The sequence below is a fragment of the Kitasatospora putterlickiae genome (genome assembly GCF_039527695.1).
GTDB classification, from domain to species: domain Bacteria; phylum Actinomycetota; class Actinomycetes; order Streptomycetales; family Streptomycetaceae; genus Kitasatospora; species Kitasatospora putterlickiae.
On the sequence record NZ_BAAAKJ010000298.1, the window covers coordinates 1 to 4,677 of the forward strand.

The 4,677-nt window shown below is 71.7% G+C and carries 5 protein-coding genes; 2 read left to right on the top strand and 3 right to left on the bottom strand.

Annotated elements, in window-relative coordinates; translation table 11 throughout:
* The 3 genes from ABD308_RS28810 to pdhA all read right to left on the bottom strand — a co-directional run.
* The coding region (locus tag ABD308_RS28810; protein WP_344340728.1) for a biotin/lipoyl-containing protein at positions 1 to 309 on the bottom strand (309 nt) is incomplete at its 3' end.
* 14 nt (positions 310 to 323) lie between these two features.
* Positions 324 to 1,298 (bottom strand): alpha-ketoacid dehydrogenase subunit beta, encoded by a 975-nt coding sequence (locus ABD308_RS28815; RefSeq protein ID WP_425554874.1) that lies wholly within the window; start codon positions 1,296 to 1,298, stop codon positions 324 to 326.
* Complete coding sequence (gene pdhA / locus ABD308_RS28820; protein WP_425554875.1) at positions 1,298 to 2,452, bottom strand: pyruvate dehydrogenase (acetyl-transferring) E1 component subunit alpha; 1,155 nt, start codon at positions 2,450 to 2,452, stop codon at positions 1,298 to 1,300. Before pdhA ends, ABD308_RS28815 begins: the two co-directional genes overlap by 1 nt.
* 380 nt (positions 2,453 to 2,832) lie before the next feature.
* On the opposite strand from pdhA, the gene ABD308_RS28825 reads away from it, so the two are divergent.
* Both ABD308_RS28825 and ABD308_RS28830 read left to right on the top strand, forming a co-directional pair.
* Positions 2,833 to 3,495 carry a response regulator gene (locus ABD308_RS28825; protein WP_344340734.1) on the top strand — a complete coding sequence of 221 codons (663 nt, stop codon included), beginning with the start codon at positions 2,833 to 2,835 and terminating at the stop codon, positions 3,493 to 3,495.
* 62 nt (positions 3,496 to 3,557) lie between these two features.
* Positions 3,558 to 4,646, top strand: coding sequence for a phosphotransferase enzyme family protein (locus tag ABD308_RS28830; protein WP_344340737.1), 1,089 nt, complete (start codon positions 3,558 to 3,560; stop codon positions 4,644 to 4,646).
* Positions 4,647 to 4,677 lie beyond the last annotated feature (31 nt).

A 4,677-nucleotide genomic window follows, 5' to 3' on the forward strand; every position in this document is an offset into this window, starting at 1 on the left:
GGCGGCGACCGGAGCCGGGGCGGCGACCGGAGCCGCGGGCGCCCCCGCCTCGCCGGCCACCGCGACCGAGATGATCACGGTGCCGACGTCGACCGTCGCGCCCTCCGGGAAGAACAGCTGCTCGACGACCCCGTTGAACGGGATCGGCAGCTCCACGGCGGCCTTGGCGGTCTCCACCTCGCAGACGACCTGCCCGTCGGTGACGGTGTCACCGGGCTTGACGTACCAGCTGAGGATCTCGGCCTCGGTGAGGCCCTCGCCCACGTCGGGCATCCTGAACTCGCGGAGCGAGCGAACTTCGGTGGTCATCATCGCTCCCCGGATCAGTACGCGAAGGCGCGGTCGACGGCGTCGAGCACGCGGTCGAGGTCGGGGAGGAAGGCCTCCTCGACCCGCGACGGCGGGTACGGCGCGTAGTAGCCGCCGACCCGCAGGACCGGCGCCTCCAGGTGGTAGAAGCACCGCTCGGTGAGCCGGGCGGCGAGCTCGGCGCCCATGCCCAGGAACACCGGCGCCTCGTGCACGACGATGGCGCGCCCGGTGCGCTTCACCGACTCCTCCAGCCCGGCGAAGTCGACCGGGGTGAGCGAGCGCAGGTCGACGACCTCCAGCCGGCGGCCGTCCTCCTCGGCGGCCGCGGCGGCCTCCAGGCAGACCTTGACCATCGGGCCGTAGGCGATCAGCGTGGCGTCGGTGCCGGGACGCACCACGCGCGCGTCGTGCAGGCCCAGGTCGGCGGCGTCGCCGACCTCGCCCTTGTCCCAGTAGCGGCGCTTGGGCTCCAGGAAGATCACCGGGTCGTCCGACTCGATGGCCTGGCGCAGCATCCAGTGCGCGTCGTGGGCGTTGGACGGGCTGACCACCCGCAGACCGGCGGTGTGCGCGAAGTACGCCTCGTGCGACTCGCTGTGGTGCTCGACCGCGCCGATGCCGCCGGCGTAGGGGATGCGGACGGTGACCGGCATCTTCACGTGGCCGAGCGCGCGGGCGTGCATCTTGGCCAGCTGGGAGACGATCTGGTCGAAGGCCGGGTAGACGAAGCCGTCGAACTGGATCTCCACCACCGGGCGGTAGCCGCGCAGCGCGAGGCCGATCGCGGTGCCGACGATGCCGGACTCGGCGAGCGGGGTGTCGATCACCCGGCCCTCCCCGAAGTCCTTCTGCAGGCCGTCGGTGATCCGGAAGACGCCGCCGAGCTTGCCGATGTCCTCGCCCATCAGGACGGTCTTCGGGTCGCTCTCCAGCGACTTCCGCAGTGCGCTGTTGAGCGCCTTGGCGATGCTGAGCTGACCGGCCATCAGAGGTTCTCCCCCGCCTCGAAGGAGGCCGCGTACTCGACGTACCCGGCCCGTTCCTCATCGACCAGCGCGTGCGGCTCGGCGTAGACGTGGTCGAAGATCAGGGTGGGGTCCGGGTCCGGCATGCCGCGCACGCCCTCGCGCACCCGCAGCCCGAGCCGCTCGCTCTCGGCGTCGATCGAGGCGAAGAACGCCTCGTCGGCCAGGCCCTCCTTCTCCAGGAGGGTGCGGAGCCGGGCGATCGGGTCCTTGGCCTTCCAGGCCTCGGTCTCCTCGGCGAGCCGGTAGCGGGTCGGGTCGTCGGAGGTGGTGTGCGCACCCATCCGGTAGGTGAAGGCCTCGACCAGCACCGGGCCGTTGCCGCTGCGGGCGTGCTCCAGGGCCCAGCGGGTCACCGCGAGGCAGGCCAGCACGTCGTTGCCGTCGACCCGCACGCCCGGGAAGCCGAAGCCGGAGGCGCGGCGGTACAGCGGGATCCGGGTCTGGGTGGTGGTGGGCTCGGAGATCGCCCACTGGTTGTTCTGGCAGAAGAACACCACCGGGGCGTTGTAGACCGAGGCGAAGGTGAAGGCCTCGTTGACGTCGCCCTGGCTGGACGCGCCGTCGCCGAAGTACGCGATCACCGCGTCGTCGGCGCCGTCCTTGGTGATGCCCATCGCGTAGCCGGTGGCGTGCAGGGTCTGCGCGCCGATCACGATGGTGTAGAGGTGGAAGTTCTTCTCGTTCGGGTCCCAGCCGCCGTGGTTCACGCCTCGGAACATGCCGAGCAGGTTCAGCGGATCGACGTCGCGGCACCAGGCGACGCCGTGCTCGCGGTAGGTGGGGAAGGCGTAGTCGCCGGGCCGCAGCGCGCGGCCGGAGCCGACCTGGGCGGCCTCCTGGCCGAGCAGCGAGGCCCACAGGCCCAGCTCGCCCTGGCGCTGCAGCGAGGTGGCCTCCGCGTCGAACCGGCGCACCAGCACCAGGTCACGGTAGAGGGCCCGAAGCTCGTCCGGCTCCACGGTGAGCGGGAAGTCCGGGTGCTCGACCCGCTCCCCTTCCGGGGTGAGCAGCTGCACGAGCTCCGGCTGGGCGTCCTTACCCGTGGCGCGGAGGGTGTCAGGGACGCCGGGGGCAGCCTTCTTGCGAGCCCTCGCCGTGCTTTTGACGGTCACGTTCACTCCTCGGTCTGTCCGGCCGCCCGGGGTCGCCGGTGACCGGTCCGGTCACCGCCTCGCGGGGCGCGCGTGGGTGTGCGCTCCCATCTGCGGGGCAGGTGGTGATCCTGTTCCGACGGCGTCCCTCACGAGAACGTTACCCAGCGTCCGCCCTTGGCGCGTCTGCGCTAGGACGTCCTAGTTGTTCGGGATCCACAAACGCGCGTGTGGCGCAGCTCTCAATTCGGTCGCCTTCAGGACACCTGCGCACGTTATCCGGGCGAAGGCTCCCGCGTAAGGGGGTTACCGGCATCGGTTTCCACCGCTCTGGCCGGATCGTGACCCCGGTCCGGTGCGGGCGAGAGGTCTTTCGTAGGGTGATATGGGAGGCTTTGCGCGTGACTGATAAGGGACGAATCAGGGTATTCCTCCTGGACGACCACGAGGTGGTCCGCCGGGGCGTTCACGAACTCCTCTCGGTCGAGGACGACATCGAGGTGGTCGGGGAGGCCGGCACCGCCGCCGAGGCGCTGACCAGGATCCCTGCGGTCCACCCCGACGTCGCGGTGCTGGACGTCCGGCTGCCCGACGGCAACGGCGTCGAGGTCTGCCGGGAGATCCGCTCCCGGCTGCCGGAGATCAAGTGCCTGATGCTGACCTCGTTCTCGGACGACGAGGCGCTGTTCGACTCGATCATGGCGGGCGCCTCCGGCTACGTGCTGAAGGCGATCCGCGGCACCGACCTGATCGCCGCGGTCCGGGACGTCGCGGCCGGCCGCTCGCTGCTCGACCCGGTCGCCACCAGCCGGGTGCTGGCCCGGCTGCGGAACGGCGCCGAGAAGGAGGACGAACGGCTCTCCCAGCTCACCAGGCAGGAGCGCCGCATCCTGGACCTCATCGGCGAAGGGATGACCAATCGTCAGATCGGCAACGAGCTGCACCTCGCCGAAAAGACGGTGAAGAACTACGTCTCCAGTCTGCTCTCGAAGATGGGGATGGAGCGCCGGACCCAGGCGGCCGCTTTCGTGGCCCGCCACCAGGCGGACCACCAGCAGGGATAGGGCGGATGCACAGAACTGACGACCTGTCAATGACCCCCGCCGAGAGGTCCTAACCTCTGGCTGTGACTTTCAGCCAGACCCTTGCCCTCGCACCAGCCCGTCCCGACCTCAGCGCGCCCCCGATAGGAACCCTCAGCCCACCCGTCCCCCGTGCCGCGCTCGCCGAGGTCCTGCGCCGCTACCGGGTGGGCCGCCTGCTCACCGCCGAACCCGTCGCCGAAGGCCTGCTGAACCGCGGCTACCGGGTCACCACCGAGGCCGGCGGATACTTCCTGAAGTGCTACGTCGACGCCGCGACCGCCGGCCGCGAGGCCGTCGACGCCCACCACCGCGCGATGGGCGCGCTGGCCTCCCTGGGCCTGCCCGTCGCTCCCCCGCTGCCCCTCTCCGGGCGGTCCGCCACCATCGCCGCGTTCGGCGGCCGGCTGTTCGCGCTCTTCCCCTGGGTGGACGGCCGGCACCGGCACGGCACCGAGCTGACGCCGCCGCGGTGCGCCGAGCTGGGCGCGCTGCTCGGCCGGCTGCACGGCGCGCTCGACGAGGTCTGCGCGCCCGTCGCACAACCCTCCGGCTACCGCAGCGCCGACCCGCTCGACAGCTCCGCGCTCGCCCGCGAACTGCGCGGCCGGGCCCGCGAGCACCAACCGCACGGCGAGCTGGACGCCCTGGTCGAGCGCCGGCTGACCGAACGGCTGGAGCTGCTCACCGAGCACGCCCACCGCCGGCCCCTCCCCGGGGCCGCCCCGCCCACCGGCTGGACCCACGGCGACTTCCACGGGCTCAATCTGCTGCACCGGGACGACGCGATCGCGGCCGTCCTGGACTGGGACAAGCTCGGGCCGCAACCGCGCGCCGAGGAGGCCGTCCGCGCGGCCACCCTGCTCTTCAACGACCGCGTCACCGGGGTGCTGGACCTCGTCCGGGTCCGGCACTGGTCGCAGTCCTACCGGGCCACCGGCGCCGCCACCGCCGAGCACCTGGCCGCCGCCGCGCACCGGGTCTGGTGGGAGCGGCTGAACGACTTCTGGATGCTCCAGTGGCGCTACCAGCGGACCGACCACCGGGCCGATCCGCTCTACCCCGCCTCGGCGGGCCAGTTGGCGTGGTGGTGCCAGGAGTACGAACAGGTCCTGGACGCCTTCGCCAACTGACCCGACCCGACGGGTCAGGGCGTCGGGGTAC

What these genes read in the sequence shown, in the direction of transcription:
- ABD308_RS28815 (WP_425554874.1), bottom strand. Translation starts at nt 1,298, where the DNA reads ATGGCCGGTCAGCTCAGCATCGCCAAGGCGCTCAACAGCGCACTGCGG.